The organism is Streptomyces sp. NBC_01537 (assembly GCF_045040445.1).
GTDB lineage: Bacteria > Actinomycetota > Actinomycetes > Streptomycetales > Streptomycetaceae > Actinacidiphila.
On record NZ_CP109392.1, the window covers coordinates 6,638,242 to 6,662,374 of the forward strand.

Below are 24,133 nucleotides of genomic sequence, written 5' to 3' on the forward strand. Positions count from 1 at the left end.
GCCCGTCCGGCGATTGAGGATCAGGCTGCCAGACCTCGCAGGATCAGGTCGCACACCGCGTTGAACTCGTCGTCGATGCCGGGCCGTGACCAGTCCGCCGCGTGTGCGGGGTCGTGGAAGCGCAGGGACGCGTCCCAGACGGCCTGGGCCGTGGCCGGGATGCCGGTGGGGGCGAACTCGCCCGCGGCGATGCCGTCGCGAAGGATCGCGGCGATCTGCCCGACCATGGTCGCGATGTGCCGGTCGACGACATCGCTGTTCTCGTGCGCCAGCGCCATGAACGTAGCGAAGAGCTCGGGGTCGTCGCCCGCCTTCCGCCGCTTCGCGGCGAACAGCTCCGACAGCCAGGCCCGCAGCCGTGCCGGGGTGCGGCCGGGGCCCTCCGCGATCGACTTCATCGTCGCGTGGGACCGGTCCAGCCACCGCTGCGTCACCGCTTCGCGCAGCGCCGCCTTCGTACGGAAGTGCCGGTACACGCTGCCGTGGCTGACGCCCAGCACGCGCGCGACGTCCACCACGGTGGCCTTGGCGGGGCCGTAGCGGCGCAGCACGTCCTCGGTCGCTTCGAGGATGCGGTCGGCGGTGAGCGTCTCGGGTGGCATGGGGTGGGGGCCTTTCGGTGCGGGTGGCTGATCCAAGTGTCCCCCGGGTCCCGGGACCCCAGGGACGGAGGCCTCAGCGGCGCTCGCTGTCCAGGTGGGCCATCTGGGCCGCCGGGTAGCGCTCGCCCGCGGCGGCGCCGTTGGGGACGGCCTGCTCGACGGCCGCCAGGTCGGCCGCGTCGAGGACGACGTCCACGGCGCCGATCGCCTCGTCGAGCCGCTGGCGGGTACGGGCGCCGATGAGCGGCACGATGTCCTCGCCCTGGGCCAGCACCCAGGCGATCGCGATCTGGGCCACGGAGACGCCCTTCTGCTCCGCGATCTTCCGCAGGGCATCGACGAGGTCCAGGTTCCGGTCCAGGTTGTCGCCCTGGAAGCGGGGGCTCATCGACCGGAAGTCGTTCGCGGCGAGCTGCCGGTCGCGGGTGAAGTGCCCGCTGATCAGCCCCCGCGACAGCACCCCGTAGGCCGTGATGCCGATGCCCAGCTCCCGGACGGTCGGCAGGATGTCGTCCTCGATGCCGCGCGAGATGAGCGAGTACTCGATCTGCAGGTCGGCGATCGGGGCGACGGCGGCCGCCCGCCGGATGGTGTCGGCGCCGACCTCGCTGAGGCCGATGTGGCGTACGTATCCCGCCTCCACCAGCCCGGCGATCGCGCCGACGGTCTCCTCGATCGGGACGTCGGGGTCTACGCGGGCGATCCGGTAGACGTCGATGTGGTCGAGGCCGAGCCGCTGGAGCGAGTACGCGGCGAAGTTCTTAACCGCCGCCGGGCGGCCGTCGTAGCCGGACCACTCGCCGGCGGGACCGCGCAGGGCGCCGAACTTGACGCTGGTGAGCGCCTTTTCGCGGTTGGCGGGGGTGGCCGCGCGCAGGGCCTCGCCGATGAGGAGTTCGTTGTGGCCCATGGCGTAGAAGTCGCCGGTGTCCAGGAGGGCGATGCCGGCGTCGAGGGCCGCGTGGATGGTGGCGATGGACTCGGCCCGGTCGGCGTCGCCGTAGAGGGCGGACATGCCCATGCAGCCCAGTCCGAGGGCGGCGACGGCGGGGCCGGTGGTGCCGAGGGTGCGGTCGGGGTTCAGCACGGTGAACAGCTCCTCTTGCAGATGTCCGAGGGGTGGTGACACTCGCAAGAGTGACACATGGACTGACAGATTTCAATATCTGTCAGTCCATGCGCTGTGACCTGTCGGGCCGCCGTCTACGACAGGCGCTGGTCCATCGCCCTCAGGCGAAGGCTCATCAGCGTCGTGATCACGACCCCCGTCACCTGCACCAGCAGCACTGCCACCAGCGCGTCCCGCATCCCGTGCGAGGGCGCGAGGGAGAGGAAGAGCGTGCCGAGCGTGGCCACGCCCAGTGCCAGCGACGTCTGCTGGGTGGTGACCATGACGCCACTGCCGACCCCGGCCCGCTCGGCCGGCACGCCGGTCAGCACGAACCGCATGAGCAGCGGCAGCTGCAGCCCCTGCCCGAATCCGGCCAGGGCCAGGGCGGGCGCCAGGTCCAGCGTGGACAGCCCGGACCAGTCCCGGGCCACGGTGAAGGCGAGCAGGGCCAGGCCCACGCCCTGCATGACGCCGCCCGCCGTGACGACGCGGCTGCCGTACCGGCTGACCAGGCGCGGCCCTGCCAGCGAGGCCACGAAGAACGCCACCGCGAGCGGGGTGAGCGCCAGGCCCGCCCTCACCGGCCCGTAGCGCAGGCCCTCCTGCATCGCGACCGCGACCACGAACATGAAGCCGCCGAAGCCGGTACCGAACGGCAGCACCATCGGCAGCGCCCGCCGCATCCCCGGCAGCTCGAACAGGCTCGGCGGCACCAGCGGCGTCCGCCCGGCCCGGTCCGCGCGCCGCTCGACCAGGTAGAAGGCGGCGGCCGCGAACGGGAAGGCCGTCAGCGACACCCAGGTCCACAGCGGCCAGCCCGCCGCCCGGCCCTCCGTCAGCGGGGCCAGCAGCGTCAGCAGCGACACCGCGAGCAGTACGGTCCCCGGGCCGTCGACCGGCGCCGGATTCGCGGACCGCGTCTCGGGCACCGTACGCGCCGTGAGCACCAGCCCGGCCACCGCGACCGGCACATTGACCAGGAACACCGCCCGCCAGTCCGTCCCGGCGATGTCGGCGGCCACCAGCACCCCGCCCAGGATCTGGCCCGCCACCATCGACAGGCCGGCCGTGGCGCCGAAGAGGCTGATCGCCCTGGCGTGCCGCCGGCCGCTGGTCGAGGAGTGGATCGTCGCCAGCACCTGCGGCATCATCAGCGCCGCCGCCGCGCCCTGCGCCACCCGTGCCCCGACCAGCGCCCACGCGCTCGGCGCCAGCCCGCAGGCCAGCGAGGTCACTCCGAACGCGGCCATCCCGGCGAGGAACAGCCGGCGCCGTCCGAACATGTCGCCCAGTCGCCCGCCGAGCACCAGCAGGACGGCGTACGCGACCCCGTAACCGGCGACCACCAGTTCCAGGACGGCCGGGGAGGCGTGGAGGTCGGCGGAGATGGTCGGCAGCGCGACATTGACGATGAAGAAGTCGATGAGTGGCAGCGCGGCCCCGAGCAGCACGGTGAAGAGCCCGAGGGCGGACAGCGTCGGGGGAGAGGCCGCCGGGGGCGAAGGCGTGGCAGGCGTGATGGGTGTGACAGGGATACGGGTCACCTCGGGCAGTACCCGGGCACGGGAACGAAGGCCGGCGGTCTGTTCAATCGATTCGGTCACGACCACTACAGTGGCCCTGTTCCCAAGGTGGTACCAGAGAGCGTTTATCCAGGTATAAGAACCACCTGCTAATGCCTTGAACCCCCAGAGGTCGTCCGCCACCCTGGAGTCATGACCACCACCGCCGCGGCCCGGCAAGAGCTCGCCCACTTCCTCCGCAGCCGCCGCGAACGCATCTCCCCCGAGCAGGTCGGCCTGCCGCCCGGCCGCCGCCGGCGCACCCCGGGCCTGCGCCGCGAAGAGGTCGCCACCCTCGCCGCCGTCGGTGTCACCTGGTACACCTGGCTCGAACAGGCCCGCGACATCCAGGTCTCGGCCCAGGTCGCCGACGCCATCGGCCGCGCCCTGCTCCTCGACCCCCACGAGCGCGCCCACCTCTTCCTCCTCGCGGGCGTCCCCGACCCCACCCCCTTCGCCTCCTGCCCCGGCATGTCCGACCCGATCCGCGAAGTGCTGGAGCGCCTCGAACCCCTCCCCGCCGCCGTCGCCAACAGCCGCACCGACGTCATCGCCCACAACCGCACCTACGGCCGCCTTGTCGACGACCTCGATGCCCTCCCCTTCGAGGACCGCAACATCATGTGGCTGATCCTCACCCACCCCCTCTGGCGCGAAGCCCTCCCCGACTGGGAGGAGTCCGCCCGCCTGATCGTCGGCAAATTCCGCTCCGCCATGGCCGAACACCTCGCCGAGCCCGGCTGGAAGGCCCTCGTGAAGCGCCTCCAGCTCGCCTCTCCCGAGTTCTGCGAGTTCTGGGACCGCCACGAGGTCCTCGAACCCGAGAACCGCGTCAAGCGCTTCCTCAACCCCCACGTCGGCCTGATGTCCTTCGTCCACACCAGCCTCTGGCTCGGCCCCCGCCAGGGTCCCCGGCTGACCACCTACACCCCCGCGGACGACGTCACCCGCGAGCGGCTCGACCGGCTCTACGAGATCGCGCTGGCCCGCGACGCGGTCCCCCTGTCTGCCTGACGCCTACCGCCACGCGCGCAGCCGCTCCCGGGCCTCCATCAGGGCGAAGCCGAGCAGATTCAGCCCGCGCCAGCTCGCCGGGTCCGCGGTGCGCTCGTCATCGGCGGCGAGGCCGATGCCCCAGACACGGTCGAGCGGGCTGGCCTCGACGAGCACCCGCGAGCCGGTGCCGAGCAGGTACTCGCGCAGGGCGGTGTCCTGGCCGAACTTGGCGACGTTGCCGCTGACGACCAGGTCCCAGCGGTGGCGTATCCATGTGTCCTCGTCGAAGCCGCGCACCTGCCGGCCGAACTTCTTGGCGGCGCCTGGGCTGGGGGCGCCGAGGATGCGGGTCAGGGCCGCGTCGTCGCCGAAGAGGCGGGCCTTGCCGGCCATCATCCAGTGCTCGGCGGTGGGATACGTGACGCCGTCCACCGTGAAGGGGGAGGGCCACCACTGGCTCAGGCTGCCCTGGCCGATGGCGCCGTCGCGCTGGGGACGGTGGCCCCAGAAGAACAGGTACTTGGGCCGGGCACCGCGTTGGGTCAGCCCGGCGAGCTCCTCGCGGCTGCGCGCCTCGGCGGGCGAGGGCTGCTGAGTCTTCGTCATGTGACAGACCGTAACGCGAGGGTCTGACAGTGGCCTCCGAATTACTGCTCCAACAGCGACATGACCCGCTGCAGGACGGCGAGATCGGCCTCGGGCAGCTCCCGCAGGGCCGCCGGCGGGGTGCCGAGGATGCGTTCGGCCTCCTTGGCCGCCGCGGCGCCCGCGGGCGTGGCCGTCACGATCTTGGAGCGGCGGTCCGTGGGGTGAGGGGTGCGTTCCACGAGCCCGCGCCTGGCCAGATCGTCCACGACCAGCGTGGTGTACGGGCGGTCGGTCATCAGGTCGGTGGCGAGGTCGCCGAGCTTGACGGGGGAGGCGGCGATCCGCCGGAGGGCCTTGATGCGGAAGAAGCTCATCCCGAGGGCGTCGCAGACCTCGCGGCGGCGGTCGTTGTCGAGGACGAGTGCTCGCATGGCGGACCAGATGCGGGTGGGGTCGGCGGAGTCGGCGGGGTCGGTCATGGGGTGGTCGTCACCACGGCTTTCGGGGCCGCCGGTCCGGTCAGCAGCGAGGCGGTCCGCTCCGCCGTGCCCGTCGCCCAGCGCCCGGTGGTGAGGAGGCCGACGAGGAGAACGACGGCGCCGCAGCCCACGATGACGCCCCAGGCCGCGGTGTGGAGGCCGGCGGCGATGAGGGCGCCCATGACGGCGACGCCCAGGGACTGGCCGATCTGGCGGCTGGTGGAGGCGACGGCGGCGGCGACGCCGGCCTGGGCGCGGGGCATGCCGGAGACGGCCGTGTTGGTGACGGGGGCGTTGACGAAGCCGAAGCCGATGCCGAAGAGGACGTACGCCGTGTACAGGAGCGCGTCGGAGGAGGCGGCGTCCATCGCCGTGAAGATCAGTCCGCTGGCGGTCATGGTCGCGCCCGCGAGGACCAGCGACAGGCGCGGGCCCCGGGTGCCGACCAGTCGTCCGGACAGCGGGGCGCAGACCAGGGCCATGGCGGCCATCGGCAGCAGGTGCAGGCCCGCGTCGAGGGCGGACATGCCGCGGTCGTCCTGCAGGTAGAGGGTGTTGAGGAAGAGGAAGCCGCCCAGCGCGGCGAAGGCGCTCACCGCTATCACCGTCGCGCCGCTGAAGGGCGCGCTACGGAAGAAGCGCAGCTCGATCAGGGGCTCCCGGCGACGGCGCTCGTACGTCAGCAGCCCGGCCAGGGCCACCACCGCGACCGCCACGCAGGCCAGGATCAGCGGCGAGGTCCAGCCCGCCTCCGGGGCCTCGATGATCGCGTACGTGAGGGAGCCGAGCAGCGCGATCACGAGCAGCTGGCCCACGGGGTCCATCCGGCGGGCCTTCGGGGCGCGGGATTCCGGGACGAACAGCGCGGTCAGCACCAGGGCGGCCACGCCGACCGGGACGTTGATCCAGAAGACCGCGCGCCAGTTCGCGTACTCCACGAGGGCGCCGCCGATGATGGGCCCGGCGGCCATGCTGATCCCGACGACCCCGCCCCAGACGCCGATGGCGCGGGCGCGCTCACGGGGCTCGGTGAAGGTGTTGGTGATGATCGACATGGCGACGGGGTTGAGCATCGAGCCGCCGACGGCCTGGAGCATCCGGAAGACGATCAGCCACCGCAGGTCGGGCGCCAGGCTGCACAGCACGGAGGCCACCGTGAAGACCACCAGCCCGTACTGGAAGACGCGGCGGCGGCCGATCCGGTCGGCCGTGGAGCCGGCCACCATCAGCAGTGAGGCCAGGACGACGGTGTAGGCGTCGATCGTCCACTGCAGGCCGGAGACGGAGGTGCCCAGGTCGCTGCGGATGGCGGGGAGCGCCACATTGAGGATGGTGGTGTCGAGACTGACGATCAGCAGGCTCATGCAGCAGATCGCCAGGATGAGCATCCGCCGCCGGGGGCTCGGTTCGGGCATGGGCGCTGACCTCGGACCAGTCGGAGTTAGTTGTACGTGTGTAACGGTTTTACCGTACACCTAAACCACTCCCGTGCATACGGGAGAATGGTCCCCATGACGACCGCCCCCGCCACGCCCCTCCAGATCGGCCCGCACTCCGTGTGGCCGCCGGTTGTCCTGGCCCCGATGGCCGGGATCACGAACGCGCCCTTCCGGACCCTCTGCCGGGAGTTCAGCGGCGGCCAGGGACTGTTCGTCAGCGAGATGATCACCACCCGGGCGCTGGTCGCGCGCAACGAGAAGACCATGCACCTGATCCACTTCGACGGCACCGAGAAGCCGCGCTCGATCCAGCTGTACGGAGTCGACCCGGTCACCGTCGGAGCCGCCGTGCGCATGATCGTGGACGAGGATCTGGCCGACCACATCGACCTCAACTTCGGCTGCCCGGTGCCGAAGGTGACGCGCAAGGGCGGCGGCTCGGCCCTGCCGTACAAGCGGAACCTGCTGCGGTCCATCCTGCGCGAGGCGGTCGGGAACGCCGGTGCGCTGCCGGTCACCATCAAGATGCGCAAGGGCATCGACGACGACCACCTGACCTACCTCGACGCCGGCCGGATCGCCGTCGAGGAGGGCGTCACCGCGGTCGCCCTGCACGGCCGGACCGCCGCCCAGCACTACGGCGGCAACGCCGACTGGGAGGCCATCGCCCGCCTGAAGGAGGCGGTCACGGAGATCCCCGTGCTGGGCAACGGCGACATCTGGTGCGCGGAGGACGCCCTGCGCATGATGCGCGAGACCGGCTGCGACGGTGTCGTGGTGGGCCGTGGCTGCCTGGGGCGGCCGTGGCTGTTCGGCGACCTGGTGGCGGCCTTCGACGAAACGGCCGCCGAATCCGGCACGCGCAAGCAGGCCACGCCGTCGCTGCGCGAGGTCGCGGGCGTCATGCGCAGGCACGCCGAACTGCTGGGGGAGTGGCTGGAGGACGAGGAGCGGGGCGTCATCGACTTCCGCAAGCACGTCGCCTGGTACACCAAGGGCTTCTCCGTCGGCTCCGAGATGCGGCGCAAGCTCGCCATGGCCTCCTCCCTCGCCGAGCTCGACGAGCACCTGGCCGGCCTCCACCTCGACCAGACCTGGCCCGACGGCGCCGAGGGCCCCCGGGGCCGCACGGCCCCCGGCAAGCGGGTCGTCCTGCCGGACGGCTGGCTCGACGACCCGTACGACTGCGCGGTCGCGGGCGCGGACGCCGAGCTCGACACGTCCGGCGGCTAGGCAGGGCCTGTCCGGCGGGCCCTGGTCAGCCCGCGTACCGGGGCGTGGGGGGTTTCGGCACCGGGCCGAAGCGGCCCATCCAGCGGGCGTAGATACGCTCCCAGGTGCCGTCGGTCCGCAGCCGGTCCAGGACGGCGTTGACGAACCGGACCAGATCGGTGTTGCGCTTGGCCGTGATGATGCCGTGGGGCTCGAAGGTGAAGGCCGGCCCGACGATCATGGTCTCGGGGTCCTGCGCCTGCAGCCCCTGAAGGATGTGCTCCGTGGTGGAGACCGCGTCGACCTCGCCGAGCTGGAGCTGGACCAGGCAGTCGGTCCAGTCGCTCACCCCGACGGGGACGACCTTCGGCCGGGCCGCCGCCAGAGTGGCGATCGAGGTGGTGTCCTTCGCCGCGCAGACCTTGCGCCCGGCGAGGGCGGCGAGGCTGCGGGCGGTCGAGCCACGATTGACCAGCACCCGCTGGCCGTCGTGGAAGTAGTCGGCGCTGAAGGCCACCTGCTGCTTGCGCTCGCAGGTGATGGTCACCGAGTGCGCGACCAGGTCGACGGTGCCGTCGGCCGCGGCGGTGAGGCGCTGGGCGGAGTTGAGGGTGCGGAACTCCACCCGGTCCGGGTCGCCGAACAGCGCGCGGGCCATCTCATGGACGAGATCGATGTCGAAGCCCTTCAGGTCCCCGGTCCCCGGGTCGCGGTAGCCCCAGAGGTAGCTGTTCTGGTCGACGCCCGCGATCAGCCGTCCCCGGCGCTGGATGCGGGCCATGGTCGATCCCGAGGGCATCGCGGCGCCCGCCGCGGGCAGCGGATTCATCGGATGGGGGCTGGCCAGCACGTCGCAGCCGGCGGCGGACGCGGAAGCGGACGCGCTGGCGGCCGGGGACGAGCCCGCCGAACCCCGCTGCGCGGAAAGGGCCGGGCCGCCGGACGTGCCCTCCCCGCCGCACCCGGCGAGCAGAAGCAGGCCGACCAGGGCGAGTGTGTTCCACCGGGCGGCCCGCCCCTTGCGCTGTGACGGTAACCCTCGCACGTGTCGCCCCTTCCGCTGTCGCGATGGCCGGCTCGTCGAGGCTAACGTTTCGTCAGATCGGGCGTCAATAGGATTGTTGAACGAAATGCTGGTGCAGTGCTCCGGTCAGCCCCTGTCCCCGATCAGGTCCAGCGTCGTCGCCGCCGTCCAGCTGAAGCTGCGGATGCCGCGCCCCTCTCCCGTGTGCGGGTCGACGTACTCGGCGAAGCCGGAGCGCCCTGCCGCGTCCAGCAGCCCCTCCCGGAGCTGCTTGGCGTCGGCCTCGGCGCCGTACTGCCGCAGGCCCCGGTGGAAGAGCCAGGCGATGTTGAACCAGGACGGGCCGCGCCAGTAGCGGGCCGGGTCGAAAGCGGGGGAGAGGAGGTCGTAGCTGGGGAGCAGATGGACGCGGCCGAGTCCGAAGCGGTCGCCGGAGGCGGTGCTCAGGAGGGTGCGCACGATGTCGTCGGGGAGGCCGGGGATGACGAGGGGGATCAGGCCGGAGGCGCTGAGCTCGTCGATCAGTGCGCTGTCGCTGCCGTTCGCGCGCAGGTCGCGGCAGCGGAAGATCCCCGATTCGGGGTCGTAGAGGCGGTCGATGAGCGCCGACGTGAGCTGCCCGGCCCGTTCGCGGTGCGGGGCGGGGTCGGCGCCGACGGCCTCGGCGATGTCGGCGAGGGCGTGCTCGGAGACGGCGAGCAGGGCGTTGAAGCAGGGGTCCTCGACGGCGAAGGCGTGCTCGATGCGGGTGTCGTCGTAGTCCGCCTCGCGGTAGTCCGTGCACAGCCGTACGTAGCGCCCGTAGTCGAGGTCGGTCGGGCGGTCGGCGGCGTCGGAGTGGGCCAGGTCGCGGCGTACGTACGTCGTGGGGTCGGCGGGGGTGATGCGGGCCAGGGGGGCGTCCCAGCAGGGGCTGTTGTCCCAGCCGGACTCCCAGGGGTGGACGATCGAGGCGAGGCCGTGGCCGCCGAGGTCGCGGTGGACGCGCAGGTAGTCGTGCCACTGGACGAGGCGGGGGTAGAGGCGGCGCAGGAAGCCGAGCCCGAAGGAGCCCTCGGGGTCGGTGCGGTGGACCTCCCACGCGGCGAGGGCGTGGACGGGCGGCTGGACGATGCCGGAGGTGCCGGTGAGCCCGGCCTCGCCGGGGACGCCGACCTGCCAGAAGTCCGGGCCGGGGAAGTAGGCGTCGGCCGGCACGGAGTCGTTGAAGACGATGTGCGGGACGCGTCCGTCCGACAGCCACTGGGCGGAGAAGAGGGTCTCCAGCTCGCGGCGGGCGCGGCGCGGGGACAGATGTCGCAGCCCGATCGCGATGAACGCGGAGTCCCAGCTCCACTGGTGCGGGTACAGGGTGCGCGAGGGGACGGTGGAGCCGCCGGCCCAGTTGCCGAGCAGGACAGAGGAGGCGGCGGCGCGGAGCCGCTCTGAGTCGGTCACAGCGGTGTCGGTCACAGCTCCTATGACAGCAGCCCATGCCGCGACACGACAAAACAATCGGCCACGTCCACGTGATCGTCCGGAGAGTGAGACTGGAGGCGTGATTCTCGCCACGACTGATAAGGGGTTCGCTCAGATGAGCACCGCGAGTGCCACCACACCTCTCCAAAGCGTGGCACTCAGTGCCATCGTTGTCGTCGCCACTTGATCGAGAAAACGACCGCGAAGCGTAGTCGCCGTCCCTGCTTTCGGTTACGTATCGCGATCATGTGTTCGGGAAGTGAAGGAATGGGTGGTATCAGAGAAACCCTGTGATCACTTTCGATCGCTCGGCGGATGGGTGGTTACGCCCATGTGACGTGGTGATGGACGTTCTCCAGCGCCTTCGAGATGGGTACGCTCCCCGCCAGTCAGGGCAACCCGGTCGCGAGGAGAGCAGTCCCGTGTCGGAACGAAACGTAACCAGCAAGTTCGTCTACGACTTCACTGAGGGCAACAAGGACCTCAAGGACCTGCTCGGCGGCAAGGGGGCGAACCTCGCCGAGATGACCAACCTCGGTCTGCCCGTCCCTCCGGGCTTCACCATCACCACCGAGGCGTGCAAGGTCTACCTGGACTCCGGCGCCGAGCCGTCGGAGCTGCGCGACGAGGTGAGTGCGCACCTCGACGCCCTTGAGCAGCACATGGGCAAGCGGCTCGGCCAGCCGGACGACCCGCTGCTGGTGTCCGTGCGATCCGGCGCGAAATTCTCCATGCCGGGCATGATGGACACCGTCCTGAACATCGGACTGTCCGACGAGTCCGTGGCCGGGCTCGCCGCCCAGGCGGGCGACGAGCGGTTCGCGTGGGACTCCTACCGCCGTCTCATCCAGATGTTCGGCAAGACCGTCCTGGGCGTGGACGGCGAGCTGTTCGAGGAGGCCCTGGACGAGGCCAAGCGCGCCAAGGGCGCGACCAGCGACCTCGACCTGGGCGCGGAGGACCTGCACGGCCTCGTCGACGACTTCAAGGCCATCGTCGCCAAGCAGGCAGGCCGCGAGTTCCCGCAGGACCCGCGCGAGCAGATGGACCTCGCCGTACGGGCCGTCTTCGACTCGTGGAACACCGACCGCGCCAAGCTCTACCGCCGCCAGGAGCGCATCCCCGGCGACCTCGGCACCGCGGTCAACGTCTGTTCCATGGTCTTCGGCAACCTCGGCCCCGACTCCGGCACCGGCGTCGCCTTCACCCGCGACCCCGCCAGCGGCCACCAGGGCGTCTACGGCGACTACCTCCAGAACGCGCAGGGCGAGGACGTCGTGGCGGGCATCCGCAACACCGTTCCGCTGGCGGACCTGGAAGGCCTCGACGCCTCCTCGTACAACCAGCTCATGCAGATCATGGAGACCCTCGAAACGCACTACAAGGACCTGTGCGACATCGAGTTCACCATCGAGCGCGGCAAGCTCTGGATGCTCCAGACCCGGGTCGGCAAGCGCACGGCGGCCGCCGCCTTCCGCATCGCCACCCAGCTGGTCGACCAGGGCCTGATCGACGAGGCCGAGGCGCTGCAGCGCGTCAACGGCGCGCAGCTCGCCCAGCTGATGTTCCCCCGGTTCTCGGAGGACGCGAAGAGCGAGCGCATCGGCTGGGGCATCGCCGCCTCCCCGGGCGCGGCGGTCGGCAAGGCGGTCTTCGACTCGTACACCGCCGTCAAGTGGTCCCGCTCCGGCGAGAAGGTCATCCTCATCCGCCGCGAGACCAACCCCGACGACCTCGACGGCATGATCGCCTCCGAGGGCATCCTCACCTCGCGCGGCGGCAAGACCTCCCACGCCGCCGTCGTCGCCCGCGGCATGGGCAAGACCTGCGTCTGCGGCGCCGAAGAGCTCGAAGTCGACACCAAGCGCCGCCGCATGACCGCCCCCGGCGGCATCGTCGTCGAAGAGGGCGACCTCGTCTCCATCGACGGCTCCACCGGCAAGGTCTACCTCGGCGAGGTCCCCGTCGTCCCGTCCCCCGTCGTCGAGTACTTCGAGGGCCGCATGCACGCCGGTGCCGACGACGCCGACGAACTCGTCGCCGCCGTCCACCGCATCATGGCCTACGCCGACCGCGTACGCCGCCTGCGCGTGCGCGCCAACGCCGACAACGCCGAGGACGCCAACCGCGCACGCCGCTTCGGCGCCCAGGGCATCGGCCTCTGCCGCACCGAGCACATGTTCCTCGGGGAGCGCCGCGAACTCGTCGAGCGCCTCATCCTCGCCGACACGGACACCGAGCGCGAGGAGGCCCTCGGCGCCCTACTCCCGCTCCAGAAGGCCGACTTCATCGAGCTGTTCGAATCGATGGACGGCCTCCCGGTGACCGTACGGCTCCTCGACCCGCCCCTCCACGAGTTCCTCCCCGACATCACCGAGCTCTCGGTACGCGTCGCCCTCGCCGAATCCCGCCGCGACGCCAACGAGAACGACCTGCGCCTGCTGCAGGCCGTCCACAAGCTCCACGAGCAGAACCCCATGCTCGGCCTTCGGGGTGTGCGCCTCGGCCTCGTCATTCCCGGCCTCTTCGCCATGCAGGTCCGCGCCATCGCCGAAGCCGCCGCCCACCGCAAAAACGCCAAGGGCGACCCCCGCCCCGAGATCATGATCCCGCTCGTCGGCACCGTCCAAGAGCTCGAAATCGTCCGCGACGAGGCCGAAACCGTCATCGCCGAGGTCCAGGCCGCCACCGGCACCGACCTCAAGCTCACCCTCGGCACCATGATCGAGCTCCCGCGCGCTGCCCTCACGGCCGGTCAGATCGCCGAGGCCGCGGAGTTCTTCTCCTTCGGCACGAACGACCTCACCCAGACGGTCTGGGGCTTCTCCCGCGACGACGTCGAAGCGAGCTTCTTCACCGCCTACTTGGAGAAGGGCATCTTCGGCGTCTCTCCCTTCGAAACCATCGACCGCGACGGCGTCGGCGCCCTCGTCCGCTCCGCCTGCGAGGCCGGCCGCGCCACCCGCCCCGACCTCAAGCTCGGCGTCTGCGGCGAGCACGGCGGCGACCCCGAGTCCGTCCACTTCTTCCACGAGGTCGGCCTGGACTACGTCTCCTGCTCGCCCTTCCGCATCCCGGTCGCGCGCCTCGAGGCGGGACGGGCGGCGGCGCTCAACAAGGCGGGCAGCGACAGCCGCTGACGCCGGCACGTAAAGACCATCTCCTCACCCTCACCGGGGGCGGCGCCTTGTGCGGAGGCGCCGCCCCCGCTTTCTTTCATGCGGCATCACGCCGAGGGTGATTCAACGTACGGCGGAAGGGGGGTGACCGCCGTGGTCTCCGTTCCGTTGAGGGCGGTGAGGTCCCGCTCCGGAGCCTTCGGTTCGTGGTGCGGTACGTGCCGCATGCCCGCGAACGGGTTGTGCCAGAAGCGCGACCGCGGCGTGCGCCAACTGCGGCGCAGGGCCATCATGCGCAGGCCGAAGGCGCCGACCGCGGCGGCGGGGGCGGTCCAGACGTTGAGTACCTGGAAGTGGTGCAGGACCCCGACCGCGCCCGCGCCCAGCAGCGCCGGCAGGACGTACAGGTCGCGGTTGGCGCGCAGCAGGGGAGGAAGCTCCATGGCGAGCAGGTAGCTGATCACCCCGCCGCCCACGGCGGTCGCTATACCGAGGGTGACGGAAGCGGGCGTGTTGAGGCCGTACGCGAAGGCTTTGGTCGTCCCGGTCACGCTGAACAGCCCGAGCGCGCCGGCGTCGAAGACGTCGAACGCCCTTTCGTGGCGCTGCAGTCCGGCGCTGAGGAAGACGATGAGGCCGCCGACGATCGGTGTGCTGAAATAGCCCACGTCACTGAACGCCACAGGTTGGACCCCTATGACGGTGTCCCGAAAAAGGCCGCCGCCAAGGCCGGTTGCCTCGGCCAGGATCACAACTCCGAAGACATCGAAGTCTTTTCGTACGCCGAGGAAGGCGCCGGACAGGGAGAACGCCAGGATCCCGATGAGATCCATCACGTACTGCACGGTGCCTATCGTCCCGTGAATGGGCATCAGTGTGCTCCCCCTGCGGACCCGTCCAGGCCCAACAGGGAACTTTCGTTCGCTTTCGCGCTTTCTTCCCCCACGAGACCCCCCTTGACTTCGCGGCCCGGTGTGGGGAATTTAACAGTCGGGCGGGTCGGATATGGCCCTTGATCCAGAGGCGGTCATATCTGGTACGAAATCCGGGAAAAGGCGAAAGGACGTGAACTCCAGCGGCCCGGCGACACGACGGCGAGCAGCGAGTTCGTGCTCATTCCAGCAGTCCGACAACCCGACAGGCCATAGCTCCCACTCCATGGAGCCCAGCGCTCGCGACGTCGGGACGCAGCAGGCCCTGTGCGACCATACGAACGAGTAATGATGGGCGGGGACGTTCGGGGGGTGGAGGAGAAGACGCGGATGAGGCGGACGAGGCGGATGCGGTTCGGCGGTCGGTATACGCCGGCGAACGCGCTGCTGGCGGGCGCGATGGCCTTGACGATCGCGTCGCTCGTCTTTCCGGCGGTGAAGGGGTTGCAGTTCGCGGCGGCTTCCGGGGGCGCGCCGACGGTGGCGACGGCGTTCGGGCCGATGACCCAGGCGGACCGGGACTTCGTGGTGCAGGTGCGGCTGGCGGGGCTGTGGGAGTACCCGGCGGGGCAGTTGGCGCTGGCCAAGGGGTCCACGGCGGCGTACCGGACGGTGGGGCGGCGTCTGATGGACGGTCACTCGGCGCTCGACGCGTTGTGCAAGACGGTTGCCGCTCAGCTGGGGATTACGCTGCCGGAGCGGGCGGCGCCGCAGGCGGATGGGTTCGTGGCGATCCTTTCGGCGGCGTCGGGGGAGGACTTCGACCGGAAACTGGCCATGATCCTGCGGGCGATGGACGGGCAGAGCCTGATGAGTGTGGCGAGCGTCCGGGCGACGACGCAGAACACGCTCGTACGGCAGCTCGCGGGCCAGGCGAACGCGGTCTTCATCGCCGAGCTCGATCTGCTGGATCAGACCGGCGCGGCGGGCTCGATCGGGTCGGCGACCTCGTCGCCCAAGCCCTAGAGCCTGTCTGGGCGGCGCGCCGCTCGGCGCGCCGCCCTGCGGCGACGGGGGTCAGCAGGTGGAGCGGTAGACGTACTTGCTGATGGCGGGGTCCTTGAGGTTGGCGGCGGTTATGGAGACGAAGGAGGTGCCGATGGACTTGGTGACCTTCTTGCCCTGGACGGCGTTGACGGCCTGCTGGACGGCCTGGGCGCCGATGTCCTCGGCCTTCTGGGCGATGAGGGCCTGGACGGTGCCCTTCTTGAGCTGGGTCACCTGGGCGGGTCCGGCGTCGAAGCCGACGACCTTGATCTGACCGGACTTGCCGGCGTCCTTGATGGCGTTGTTGGCGCCGTCGCTGGCGGGGGTGCTGATGGAGAAGACGCCGGCGAGGTCGGGGTTCTTTGAGAGGGAGGCGGCGGTGAGGCGGGCGGCCTCGACGACGCCGCCGCTGGGGGTGGAGGGCTGGACGCCGAGGAAGGTGATGCCGGGGTGCTTCTTGATCTCGGTCTCGAAGCCCTTGATGCGCTGGTCGGCGGTGGTGACACCGGGGGTGCCGCCGATGATGACGACCTTGCCCTTCTCGCCGACGAGTTCGGCGAGGGTACGGGCCGCTTCGGCGCCGCCCTCGACGTTGTTGGAGGAGACGGCGGAGGAGATGAAACTGGTGTCGTCGAGGCCGGTGTCGGCGGTCACGATCTTGATGCCGGACTGGCCGGCCTGCTTCAGGGGGGTGCCGAGAGCCTTGGAGTCGGTCGGCGCGATCACGATGGCGTTGGGGTTCTTGGCCACGGTGCTGGTGAGGATCGGGGTCTGGGTGGCTGGGTCGAAGGTGGTCGCGCCCTGAACGTCGACGGTGGCGCCGAGCTTCTTGCCCTCGGCCTTCGCGCCGCAGCCGAGGGTGTTGTAGAAGGAGTCGGACGCCGTGCCCAGGATGACGGTGATCTTGGGCTTCGAGGTGCTGGAGGAGGCACCTGAGGACCCGCAGGCGGTGGCGCCGAGCAGGACGGCGGTGGCGATGGCGGCGGTTCTGAGGGGGAGGGCGGCGTTGGTGTTCATGGGTGCAGCTCCGTTGATGCGAGGGGCGGGGCGGACTGAAGTGAGTTGACGAGACGTCAGCGAAGCGTGCGGCGCCTGCGGTTGATGTGGTCGACGTAGACGACACCGGCGAGGACCGCGCCGACCGCGACCTGCTGCCAGAAGGGCTGGAGGCCGATGATGACCAGCCCGTTGCTGAGGACGGCGGGGATGAGGGAGCCGAAGGCGGTGCCCAGGACGCTGCCGACGCCGCCGAAGAGGCTGGTGCCGCCGAGGACGGTGGCGACGATGGCCTGGAGGTTGTCGCCGGTGTGGCCGCCGACGGTGGTGGTGGAGAAGCGGGCCAGGTTGACGTACGCGGCGATGCCGGAGAGCAGCCCGCACAGCGCGTACACCTTGATCAGGTGGCGGTCGACGGCGATGCCGGCCCGGCGGGCGGCCTCGACGTTGGAGCCGATGACGCGGGTGTAGGTGCCGAAGCGGGTCAGGGCGAGGACTACGGCGCCGAGGAGGGTGAGGCCGATGGCCAGCCAGACCGTGTACGGGATGCCGGCGAAGCGCCCGAAGCCGAGGCTGCTCACCAGGGAGTCCGGGACGCCACGCAGGTCGAGACCGTTGGTGAGGACCAGCGCCCCGCCGCCGGCGGCGGACAGCGTGGCCAGGGTCGCGATCAGCGGCGGGAGCTTGGCCTTGGTGACCAGCAGGCCGTTGAGCACGCCCCAGGCGAGGCCGGTGGCCATCGTGGCGACCAGCCCGGCCAGCAGGGTCACCGGGCCGCCGCCGCCCAGGGCCGACATGACCTTGACGCCGATGACGCCGGAGAAGATGAGTACCGAGCCGACCGACAGGTCGATACCGCCGGTGGTCATCACGAAGGTCATCCCGATCGCCATGACGCAGTAGCCGGCGGCCTCGACGGAGACGCTGCGCAGGTTGTAGGCGGTCAGGAAGTTGTCCGGGTACAGGGCCCCGAAGAAGGCGACCAGGGCGAGCAGCACCACCAGCGCCAGGCTTCTGGTGCCGCGCAGCCTGCGCAGCACGGACTTCAACGCGTCGGGGGCGGCGGGCTGCTGCGCCGGGGGCTTCACTTCGGTGGTGGGCGTCATGACTGGACCTCGGCCGTCTCGGAGCTGTCCTCGAAGGTGAGCGCGCCGGTCATGGCGCCGAGTACGTTCTCGCTGGTCGCGGTGGGGCCGGCGAGCCGGGCGACCCGCTGTCCGAGCCGCAGGACCTCGATCCGGTCCGCGTACTCGAAGACGAAGGGCAGGTTGTGGCTGATCAATACCACGGCGACGCCCGAGGCGCGGACCCGCTGGATCAGCTGCCCGACCCGCTCGGTCTGTACGACGCCCAGCGCGGCCGTCGGCTCGTCCATCAGGAGCACCCGGTCCGCCCAGTTCACCGCCCGGCCGACCGCGATGCCCTGGCGCTGGCCGCCGGACATGGTGACGACCTGGGCGGAGGTGTCCTGGATGCCGACGCCGAGGGAGCCGAACGCCTCGTCGGCCTTGGCGCGCATGGCGCGGCGGTCGAGGAAGCCGAGCTTGCCGAGCAGGCCGGGGCGGACGATCTCGCGGCCGAGGAAGAGGTTCTCGGCGGGGTCGAGATCGGGGGCCAGGGCCAGGTCCTGGTAGACGGTCTCAATGCCGAGGCGGCGGGCGGCGACGGGGTCGGGGATGGTGACCGGCTGCCCGTCGACCCGGATCTCGCCCGCATCGGGCTGGACGACCCCGGATATGACCTTGACGGTGGTGCTCTTGCCGGCGCCGTTGTCGCCGACCAGGGCGACCACCTCGCCCGGGTACACGGTGAGCGCGGCGCCGCGCAGCGCCTGCACCTGGCCGTAGCTCTTGACGATGCCGGCCAGCTCCAGCACGGGGGTGCGTATCTCGGTGCCGGGGCCGGCGCCGGGGCCGGTGGGGGCTGTGGTCATGGCTTTTGCTCTCCGCTTCCACGGGGGGTCAGTACGGTGCCGAGCTCGACCCGGCGGGGCGGTCCGCTCTGGCCCGCGATCCGGGCCAGCAGCAGTCGGGCGGCCTCCCGGCCCATCTCGGCCGCGTCGCCGGACACGACGGTGACGGGGACGGGGAGCAGGTCGGCCAACGGGAAGTCGTCGAAGCCGACCAGGGCGAAGCCGGGGCCGACGGAGACGCCGAGCCGGCGCATGGCCCGCAGCGCGCCGTGGGTGAGGAAGTTGGTGGTGGTGAACAGCGCGGTGGGCCGCCGGTCCGGGGGCAGCGCGAGCAGTTCGGCGGTGGCCTGCTCGGCCTCGCCGGGGGTGCCGTGTTCGAGGCGGGCGACCAGGGCTTCATCCACGGCGTCGGCCCCGTAGGCGGTACGGATCGCCTCCAGGTAGCCGTCGAGGCGGCGGCCGGTGGTGTGGTAGCTGGCGGCCACCAGGACGCCGATGCGGCGGTGGCCGGCGGCGATCAGGTGCTCGGTGGCCTTGCGGGCGCCGCCGTGGTTGTCCAGCAGCACGGTGTCGGCGTCCAGGCCCAGGGCGGGCCGGTCGATGAAGACCACCGGGGTGCCCTGGGCCACCTCGCGGCCGAGGTAGCCGTAGTCCATCGCGCCGGGGACGATCAGCAGGCCGGCGACCCGCTGGCCGAGCAGGTCGTCGATGCCCCGGCGCTCGGCCTCGGGATCCTCGTCGGAACTGGCGAGGACGACGTTGTGGCCGTTGGCGCGGGCCACGCCCATGACGCCGTTGGCGATGGATCCGTAGAAGGGGTTGGTCAGGTCGCCGACCAGCAGGGCCAGGGTGGTGCTGCGCTGCCCGGGGCGCAGGCTCCGGGCCAGGTCGTTGCGGCGGTAGCCGGTCTCGTCTATGGCCGCGCGGACCCGGTCGGCGATCGCCGCGGAGACCGTCTCGTCGCCGTTGACGAAGCGCGAGACGGTCTTGATCGACACCCCGGCCAGGGCGGCGACTTCCCGCATGGTGGGCGTTCGCATGTCCGGCATCACTCCACAGGGGCACGAAGGTTGGTGTGTGCCGGTTAGCAAACCTCCGTGAAACAACGTTGTCAATGGATTGGAACAGAGAGTTTGCAAGGTCTTGCGCGCTTCCCTGCCGCTACGTATCGTCCGGACAACGTTGTTTCGGAACAACGTTGTCTTTCATCGGGAGAGCCGCAAGTGACCGAACTGCCCGAGGGCCTGCGCGCGCTGCGCGCCGACGTGCACCGGGAGCTGCGCTCCCTCGACCCGCGCGCCGCCGACCGCTTTGCGCGGCTGCTCACCGACACCTGGCGGCAGGCCATGCGGCCGACCCCGGACGGTGAAGTCTTCGTCGTCACCGGCGACATCCCCGCCATGTGGCTGCGCGACAGCACCGCCCAGGTCCGGCCCTACCTCCTCGCCGCCGCTGACCCGGCGGTGGCCGCCGCGCTCACCGGCGTCCTGCGCCGCCAGCTGCGCTACGTCATCGCCGACCCCTACGCCAACGCCTTCAACGCCGCCCCCGACGGCTCCGGCGCCGGGCATCTGGACGAACCGGCCCCCGGGCCGCTGGTCTGGGAGCGCAAGTACGAGGTCGACTCGCTCTGCGCGCCGCTCCAGCTCGCGTACGGGCTGTGGCGGGCCACCGGCCGGCTCGACCACATCACGGCCGACGACCGCTTCGCGACCGCCGCCCGGACGATCATCGCCCTGTGGCGCGTCGAGCAGGACCATGAGGCCTGCTCCTCGTACGAATTCCGGCGCATGGGCGGGGAGTTCTCCTACGACACCCTGCCGCGCGGCGGCCGGGGCGCGCTGTCCGCGCCCACCGGAATGACCTGGTCGGGCTTCCGCCCCAGCGACGACCGGTGCCACTACGGCTACCTGGTTCCGGCCAACGCGCTGGCCGCTGTGTCGCTCGCGGGCCTGGCCGAACTGGCCGCGGCCGCCGGGCTGGACGGCCTTGCCGCCGACGCCGCCGCGCTGTCGGCCGAGATCGGTGCGGGCGTGCTCGCCCACGGGGTCGCCGAATACGACGGGGACCGGGTGTACGCGTACGAGGTCGACGGCCTCGGCGGCCACCTCCTGATGGACGACGCCAACATCCCCAGCCTGCTCTCACTGCCCTACCTCGGCTGGTGCGGGCCCGGCGACCCGCTCTACCTCCGCACCCGCGAGCTGGTGCTCAGCGACGCCAACCCCTTCCACTACACCGGCCGCCACGCCTCCGGCATCGGCAGCCCGCACACCCCGCCCGGCCACGTCTGGCCGCTCTCCCTCACCATGCAGGCGCTCACCAGCGGCGACCCGGCCGAGCAGGTCCGGCTCGCCGAGCTCCTGCTGCGTACGGACGCGGGCACCGGAGCCATCCACGAGAGCTTCCACGTGGACGACCCCGGCACCTTCACCCGGCCCTGGTTCGGCTGGGGCGACTCCCTCTTCGGCGAGCTGCTTCTGCTCCTGGCCGGCCGCTCGACCGCCGCGCTGCACCCACGCGCGGCCGGGTCCGGCGTCACCCCTGGTCGGCCGCGATCCTGAAGCCGATGGTCGGGTAGCCGCCGGAGCCGTCGCGGCCCTCGCCGCGGTAGCCGGTGCCGCCGCTGCGGGCGCTGGCGTACCAGGAGCCGCCGCGTACGGAGTTGCAGAGGGTGCCGGCCTCGCCGCCGATGGTGGCGGTGACCAGGCTGGAGGTCCATTCGAAGGCGTTGCCGGCCATGTCGTGGGCGCCGTACGCGCTGACGCCGGTGGGGTAGGAGCCGACGGGGGTGGTGTGGCCGCCGGCGTCCACGCAGGCCTGGTAGACGTCGGTGAAGCAGAAGCCGGTGTGGGTGGCGAAGGTGAGCCAGCCGGTGAGGGCGGCCGTGGAGGAGATGGAGAGGATTTCGGAGATGGTGAAGCTCTGGCCGTAGAGGGTGGACTGGCGGTCGGTGTAGGTGGCGATGGTGTCGCCGTAGTCGGCGAGGTAGTAGGCGGCGCAGACGGCGTTGAAGTTGTAGTTGCTGGTGAGGACGCCGTCGGCGTACGTCGTGCCGGTGTCGTCGCCCCAGGGGTAGGCGAGGGAGTCGGGGCCGCGGGCGGCGTTCTCCCACTCGGCTTCGGTGGGGAGGCGGAAGGTCCAGCCGTCGGACTGGGCGGTGAGCCAGGCGCAGTAGGCGTCGACCTGGTCGGCGGAGATGTAGAGGACGGGGTGGTCGGCCCGGTCGGAGGGATAGGTGTCGCCGTCCCAGTAGTTGGGGGCGGAGAGGCCGGTGTCGTCGAGGTAGGTCTGCCATTGGGCGTTGGTGACCTGGTACGCGCCGAGCCAGTAGGCGGAGGCGATGGCGGAGGCCTCGCCCGCGCCGGCGTTGTTGGAGGTGTCGGCAGCGAAGACGAACGAGGGGTTGGCCGGAACGGGGACGAGGGTCTGGCCCGCGACCGTGGTCGAGGCGGTCGCGGCCGAGGCGCGGGGGGCCAGGGCGGCGCCGGACAGGGCGATGAGCTTCCTTCTGCTGAGCATGGGGGAGTCCTCCTGGGTGCGGAGATGCCGGAGGGGCGAATTCGAGCTTCCCGCAGAAGCCCAACCCTGTCGACACTTTGGCATTGCTGAGGGAGATTCACAGCTTTCTGCCTCTTACTGTCGACACCCAGGGAAATGGTGTGGCGCCGGATCGCCGTGATGGACGGCGACCCGGCGCTGACGTGCGGACCGCTTACTTGACGTCGACGAAGTCGCCGGGTGCCGTCGAGGCGGCGGTGGTGGGGGTGCCCGCGAAGACGTAGCGGTAGTAACCGTCGACCGTGGCCTTGGTGGTGGTCTTCAGGGCGCCGGTGCTGCTGGTCCTGACTGTCTTGAGGGTGGTGTAGGTGCTGCTGCCCTTCTTGCGGAACTGCAGCTTCGCGGACTGGGACCCGTAGCCCGCGTACTTGCCGGTCGACCAGTCCGCGCGGGCGAGTTTGCCCGTGACCGTGATGGTCTTGCCCTTCTTCACCGGCTCGGGCGTGGCGTTGGCGGTCAGCGTGGAGAACTTCTTGATCGCGGTGGTGGCGACGTTGTCGTCGTAGCCGGCGTTCGCGTACAGGTCCCAGGCGCCCAGGAACAGCTTCCAGGTCCCGGCCACGCCGTTGTCCTTGAAGTCGACGGCGGGGTTGATGTTGAAGACGGCCTTGCAGCTGTAGACGCCGATGTCGGTCGTCGACTCCGTGCAGCTGGGGTCGTCGTCCGTCCCCAGGGAGCCGGTGATGTCGTCCGTGTTCGAGCTGTCGGTGCCCTGCCACAGAAAGGCCTCGGTGAGGGCGATGCCGCTCTCGTTCGAGGCGGTGTACGTGACGGTGACGGATCTCTTGGCGGTGGTGCCGAGGACGATGGCCTTGCCGCCGTTGATGACCGCGTCCGTGAACTTGGTGTTGCCCAGCGAATCGTTCGGATGAACGGTCTTCGGGGCGAAGGTGCTGAGCTTCGTCGACGCAGCCTGACGCTCCGACGCCTGGGCGGCTGCGGGAAGGGCGAGCGCGGACAGAACGACGGCGCCGGACAGAGCGGCGGCCGCAACGCGTATACGCATGTGAATCCCCCACGGGAACATAAGAGGCCCGCCGAAGTCGCCCCCGGGCCGGGCCTGTTGATGTTCGCATCATATGAACCGGGTGGGGGGCTGATGAAGATCCTTTGTGCAATAAGTGCGTAACGGACCAGAGGGACACCCCTAGCGCGGCAGCCCCTCGTACGAGACCCCCGTCAGCTGCTCCGAGGCCGCCCACAGCAGCTCCCCCGTGCGGTCGTCCAGTGTCCGCGACGCGCGCCATGACGGAGCCGGGGAGCCGCGCCAGCTCAGTACGCGCGGGCCGGTGAAGGAGTCGGGGGCGACGCCGGGCGCGGTGGCCGCGTAGAGGGTGGGGAGGGCGCCGGAGTCGGGGGACTGGGCGAAGAGGCGGTTGCCGAGGGCCATGGCGCGGGCGGAGAGCGGGCGGCCGGAGAGGCGGGGGCCGGCGGTCTGGAGGTTGGTGGCGGCGTAGCCGGGGTGGGCGGAGGCTGCGACCGGGTGAGCGGCGCCGAGGGCGGCGAGGCGGCGGGAGAGCTCGTGGATGAAGAGCAGGTTGGCGCTCTTGGAGCGGCCGTACGCGATCCAGCGGCGGTAGGCGCGCTCGCTGTTGAGGTCGCCGAGGTCGATGTCGGCGAGGGCGTGCATGCCGCTGGAGACGCTGATCACGCGGGAGCCGGGGGTGGCCAGAAGCCGGGGGAGGAGCAGGCCGGTGAGGGCGAAGTGGCCGAGGTGGTTGACGCCGAACTGGGTCTCGAAGCCGTCGGCCGTGGCGCTGCGCGGCAGGGCCATGACGCCCGCGTTGTTGATCAGCAGGTCGAGGGCGCTGCCACCGGCGCCGCCGTCGTCGTAGCCCTTGGCGAAGGCGCGTACGGAGGACAGATCGGCCAGGTCCAGGTGCCGGTAGCCGACGCGGGCGCTGGGTATCTCCCGGTGGAGCCGCTCCACGGCCTCCTTGCCGCGCTGCTCGCTGCGGCAGGCCAGCAGCACGCGGGCGCCGCGCCGGGCGAGCTCGCGGGCGGTGACGTAGCCGATGCCGCTGTTGGCGCCGGTGACGATGGCGGTGCGGCCGGTCTGGTCTGGGATGTCCTGCGCGGTCCAGCTCATGCGTAGGAGCTTAGGACCTGTCCGGACGAAGGCGCTCCGGGATCATGCGTCAGCCCCGGCGCGGGA

Annotated in this window: 21 protein-coding genes; 5 read left to right on the plus strand and 16 right to left on the minus strand. The window is 71.0% G+C overall.

Features of this window, described 5'->3' with window-relative positions:
* Window positions 1-20: 20 nt before the first annotated feature.
* From OG607_RS30590 to OG607_RS30600, 3 genes are all read right to left on the minus strand, one after another.
* Entirely contained in the window at window positions 21-602 is a 582-nt protein-coding gene (locus OG607_RS30590; protein ID WP_405730355.1) for a TetR family transcriptional regulator, read from the minus strand.
* Window positions 603-675: 73 nt separating this feature from the next.
* A complete protein-coding gene (locus tag OG607_RS30595) occupies window positions 676-1,689 on the minus strand; it encodes an aldo/keto reductase (RefSeq protein WP_405730357.1) in 1,014 nt (337 codons plus the stop codon).
* Between the two features lie 116 nt (window positions 1,690-1,805).
* A complete protein-coding gene (locus OG607_RS30600) occupies window positions 1,806-3,248 on the minus strand; it encodes an MFS transporter (protein ID WP_405737152.1) in 1,443 nt (480 codons plus the stop codon).
* 180 nt (window positions 3,249-3,428) lie between these two features.
* On the opposite strand from OG607_RS30600, the gene OG607_RS30605 reads away from it, so the two are divergent.
* On the plus strand, window positions 3,429-4,289 hold the full coding sequence (locus OG607_RS30605) for a helix-turn-helix transcriptional regulator (protein ID WP_405730359.1): 861 nt from the start codon (window positions 3,429-3,431) through the stop codon (window positions 4,287-4,289).
* A gap of 3 nt (window positions 4,290-4,292) precedes the next feature.
* On the opposite strand, the gene OG607_RS30610 is transcribed toward OG607_RS30605, so the two are convergent.
* The 3 genes from OG607_RS30610 to OG607_RS30620 are packed head-to-tail and all read right to left on the minus strand — an operon-like array spanning window position 4,293 to window position 6,753.
* Window positions 4,293-4,877 carry an NADAR family protein gene (locus OG607_RS30610; RefSeq protein ID WP_405730361.1) on the minus strand — a complete coding sequence of 195 codons (585 nt, stop codon included), beginning with the start codon at window positions 4,875-4,877 and terminating at the stop codon, window positions 4,293-4,295.
* A 41-nt stretch (window positions 4,878-4,918) separates the two neighbouring features.
* Window positions 4,919-5,338, minus strand: a complete 420-nt coding sequence (locus OG607_RS30615; RefSeq protein WP_405730363.1) for a MarR family winged helix-turn-helix transcriptional regulator — start codon at window positions 5,336-5,338, stop codon at window positions 4,919-4,921.
* Window positions 5,335-6,753 (minus strand): MFS transporter, encoded by a 1,419-nt coding sequence (locus OG607_RS30620; RefSeq protein WP_405730365.1) that lies wholly within the window; start codon window positions 6,751-6,753, stop codon window positions 5,335-5,337. The genes OG607_RS30615 and OG607_RS30620 overlap by 4 nt, the downstream gene beginning before the upstream one ends.
* Window positions 6,754-6,840: 87 nt before the next feature.
* On the opposite strand from OG607_RS30620, the gene dusB reads away from it, so the two are divergent.
* Entirely contained in the window at window positions 6,841-8,010 is a 1,170-nt protein-coding gene (gene dusB / locus OG607_RS30625) for a tRNA dihydrouridine synthase DusB (RefSeq protein WP_405730367.1), read from the plus strand.
* Between the two features lie 25 nt (window positions 8,011-8,035).
* Here dusB and OG607_RS30630 read toward each other — a convergent pair whose 3' ends face one another.
* Both OG607_RS30630 and OG607_RS30635 read right to left on the minus strand, forming a co-directional pair.
* Window positions 8,036-9,034, minus strand: coding sequence for a glutamate ABC transporter substrate-binding protein (locus tag OG607_RS30630; protein ID WP_405730369.1), 999 nt, complete (start codon window positions 9,032-9,034; stop codon window positions 8,036-8,038).
* Window positions 9,035-9,139: 105 nt separating this feature from the next.
* Entirely contained in the window at window positions 9,140-10,465 is a 1,326-nt protein-coding gene (locus OG607_RS30635) for an MGH1-like glycoside hydrolase domain-containing protein (protein WP_405730371.1), read from the minus strand.
* A 350-nt stretch (window positions 10,466-10,815) separates the two neighbouring features.
* On the opposite strand from OG607_RS30635, the gene ppdK reads away from it, so the two are divergent.
* On the plus strand, window positions 10,816-13,611 hold the full coding sequence (gene ppdK / locus OG607_RS30640; RefSeq protein ID WP_405730373.1) for a pyruvate, phosphate dikinase: 2,796 nt from the start codon (window positions 10,816-10,818) through the stop codon (window positions 13,609-13,611).
* Between the two features lie 86 nt (window positions 13,612-13,697).
* Here ppdK and OG607_RS30645 read toward each other — a convergent pair whose 3' ends face one another.
* Window positions 13,698-14,462 (minus strand): trimeric intracellular cation channel family protein, encoded by a 765-nt coding sequence (locus OG607_RS30645; RefSeq protein ID WP_405730374.1) that lies wholly within the window; start codon window positions 14,460-14,462, stop codon window positions 13,698-13,700.
* 372 nt (window positions 14,463-14,834) lie between these two features.
* Between OG607_RS30645 and OG607_RS30650 the strand changes: the two genes are divergently transcribed.
* The gene (locus tag OG607_RS30650) at window positions 14,835-15,488 is read left to right on the plus strand and encodes a DUF4142 domain-containing protein (RefSeq protein ID WP_405730376.1); all 654 of its coding nucleotides are present in this window, start codon (window positions 14,835-14,837) and stop codon (window positions 15,486-15,488) included.
* A 51-nt stretch (window positions 15,489-15,539) separates the two neighbouring features.
* Here OG607_RS30650 and OG607_RS30655 read toward each other — a convergent pair whose 3' ends face one another.
* The 4 genes from OG607_RS30655 to OG607_RS30670 are packed head-to-tail and all read right to left on the minus strand — an operon-like array spanning window position 15,540 to window position 19,457.
* The gene (locus tag OG607_RS30655) at window positions 15,540-16,526 is read right to left on the minus strand and encodes an ABC transporter substrate-binding protein (protein ID WP_405730378.1); all 987 of its coding nucleotides are present in this window, start codon (window positions 16,524-16,526) and stop codon (window positions 15,540-15,542) included.
* 56 nt (window positions 16,527-16,582) lie between these two features.
* Entirely contained in the window at window positions 16,583-17,611 is a 1,029-nt protein-coding gene (locus OG607_RS30660; protein WP_405730380.1) for an ABC transporter permease, read from the minus strand.
* Window positions 17,608-18,438 carry an ATP-binding cassette domain-containing protein gene (locus tag OG607_RS30665; protein ID WP_405730382.1) on the minus strand — a complete coding sequence of 277 codons (831 nt, stop codon included), beginning with the start codon at window positions 18,436-18,438 and terminating at the stop codon, window positions 17,608-17,610. The genes OG607_RS30660 and OG607_RS30665 overlap by 4 nt, the downstream gene beginning before the upstream one ends.
* Window positions 18,435-19,457 (minus strand): LacI family DNA-binding transcriptional regulator, encoded by a 1,023-nt coding sequence (locus OG607_RS30670; RefSeq protein WP_405730384.1) that lies wholly within the window; start codon window positions 19,455-19,457, stop codon window positions 18,435-18,437. Before OG607_RS30670 ends, OG607_RS30665 begins: the two co-directional genes overlap by 4 nt.
* Before the next feature lie 183 nt (window positions 19,458-19,640).
* On the opposite strand from OG607_RS30670, the gene OG607_RS30675 reads away from it, so the two are divergent.
* Window positions 19,641-20,981 carry a glycoside hydrolase family 125 protein gene (locus tag OG607_RS30675; protein ID WP_405730386.1) on the plus strand — a complete coding sequence of 447 codons (1,341 nt, stop codon included), beginning with the start codon at window positions 19,641-19,643 and terminating at the stop codon, window positions 20,979-20,981.
* Here the strand turns inward: OG607_RS30675 and OG607_RS30680 are convergent.
* From OG607_RS30680 to OG607_RS30690, 3 genes are all read right to left on the minus strand, one after another.
* Complete coding sequence (locus OG607_RS30680; protein ID WP_405730387.1) at window positions 20,956-21,939, minus strand: formylglycine-generating enzyme family protein; 984 nt, start codon at window positions 21,937-21,939, stop codon at window positions 20,956-20,958. The two genes, OG607_RS30675 and OG607_RS30680, sit on opposite strands and share 26 nt — an antisense overlap.
* 193 nt (window positions 21,940-22,132) lie before the next feature.
* Window positions 22,133-22,984, minus strand: a complete 852-nt coding sequence (locus OG607_RS30685; protein ID WP_405730389.1) for a hypothetical protein — start codon at window positions 22,982-22,984, stop codon at window positions 22,133-22,135.
* 141 nt (window positions 22,985-23,125) lie between these two features.
* Window positions 23,126-24,067 (minus strand): oxidoreductase, encoded by a 942-nt coding sequence (locus OG607_RS30690; RefSeq protein WP_405730391.1) that lies wholly within the window; start codon window positions 24,065-24,067, stop codon window positions 23,126-23,128.
* Between the last annotated feature and the right edge of the window lie 66 nt (window positions 24,068-24,133).

What these genes read in the sequence shown, in the direction of transcription:
- OG607_RS30665 (WP_405730382.1), bottom strand. Translation starts at nt 18,438, where the DNA reads ATGACCACAGCCCCCACCGGCCCCGGCGCCGGCCCCGGCACCGAGATA.
- ppdK (WP_405730373.1), top strand. Translation starts at nt 10,816, where the DNA reads ATGGACGTTCTCCAGCGCCTTCGAGATGGGTACGCTCCCCGCCAGTCA.
- OG607_RS30685 (WP_405730389.1), bottom strand. Translation starts at nt 22,984, where the DNA reads ATGCGTATACGCGTTGCGGCCGCCGCTCTGTCCGGCGCCGTCGTTCTG.
- OG607_RS30670 (WP_405730384.1), bottom strand. Translation starts at nt 19,457, where the DNA reads ATGCGAACGCCCACCATGCGGGAAGTCGCCGCCCTGGCCGGGGTGTCG.
- OG607_RS30590 (WP_405730355.1), bottom strand. Translation starts at nt 602, where the DNA reads ATGCCACCCGAGACGCTCACCGCCGACCGCATCCTCGAAGCGACCGAG.
- OG607_RS30620 (WP_405730365.1), bottom strand. Translation starts at nt 6,753, where the DNA reads ATGCCCGAACCGAGCCCCCGGCGGCGGATGCTCATCCTGGCGATCTGC.
- OG607_RS30605 (WP_405730359.1), top strand. Translation starts at nt 3,429, where the DNA reads ATGACCACCACCGCCGCGGCCCGGCAAGAGCTCGCCCACTTCCTCCGC.
- OG607_RS30615 (WP_405730363.1), bottom strand. Translation starts at nt 5,338, where the DNA reads ATGACCGACCCCGCCGACTCCGCCGACCCCACCCGCATCTGGTCCGCC.
- OG607_RS30690 (WP_405730391.1), bottom strand. Translation starts at nt 24,067, where the DNA reads ATGAGCTGGACCGCGCAGGACATCCCAGACCAGACCGGCCGCACCGCC.
- OG607_RS30660 (WP_405730380.1), bottom strand. Translation starts at nt 17,611, where the DNA reads ATGACGCCCACCACCGAAGTGAAGCCCCCGGCGCAGCAGCCCGCCGCC.
- OG607_RS30680 (WP_405730387.1), bottom strand. Translation starts at nt 21,939, where the DNA reads ATGCTCAGCAGAAGGAAGCTCATCGCCCTGTCCGGCGCCGCCCTGGCC.
- OG607_RS30655 (WP_405730378.1), bottom strand. Translation starts at nt 16,526, where the DNA reads ATGAACACCAACGCCGCCCTCCCCCTCAGAACCGCCGCCATCGCCACC.
- dusB (WP_405730367.1), top strand. Translation starts at nt 6,841, where the DNA reads ATGGTCCCCATGACGACCGCCCCCGCCACGCCCCTCCAGATCGGCCCG.
- OG607_RS30645 (WP_405730374.1), bottom strand. Translation starts at nt 14,462, where the DNA reads ATGCCCATTCACGGGACGATAGGCACCGTGCAGTACGTGATGGATCTC.
- OG607_RS30610 (WP_405730361.1), bottom strand. Translation starts at nt 4,877, where the DNA reads ATGACGAAGACTCAGCAGCCCTCGCCCGCCGAGGCGCGCAGCCGCGAG.